Source organism: Bradyrhizobium sp. 147, assembly GCF_023073935.1.
Classification (GTDB): domain Bacteria; phylum Pseudomonadota; class Alphaproteobacteria; order Rhizobiales; family Xanthobacteraceae; genus Bradyrhizobium.
On record NZ_JADPKL010000041.1, the window covers coordinates 1 to 505 of the forward strand.

The window sequence follows — 505 nt, forward strand, 5'->3', positions numbered from 1 at the left end:
TTGCAACCCTGCGCGCCTATTTGCGCCAGCGGGAGCGGTTGGTGGAATATGCCGCTGCCCATATCCAGCATATGCAGAAGGCCCTGATGGAGATGAACCTGCAGCTCCATCACGTGGTCTCGGATATCACGGGCGCGACTGGCATGCGGATCATCCGAGCTATTGTTGCGGGCGAACGCAATCCCGACGTGTTGGCGACCTACCGGGATGCACGCTGCCATTCTTCCATGGAGACGATCCGCGCCGCACTGGTGGGCAACAACCGACATGAACATGTCTTCGCCCTGACCCAATCGCTGGAACTCTACGACGTCTACCAGGCGAAGATGCTGGACTGCGATCGCAAGCTCGAAGTCTTGATCGCTGCGTTGGGCAACAGAGGGACAAAACCGGGCAGAAAGTTACCCAGGCCACGCATAAAGACCAAGCAGGTCAACACACCCACGTTCGATGTCAGGACCGCGCTGTATGGTGTGCTCGGCGTCGATCTGACCGAGATCCATGG

Annotated in this window: 1 pseudogene; it reads left to right on the forward strand. The window is 58.6% G+C overall.

Annotated features, from left to right (window positions below):
• Positions 1-505: pseudogene (locus IVA87_RS09360) on the forward strand (IS110 family transposase); the annotation flags it as partial.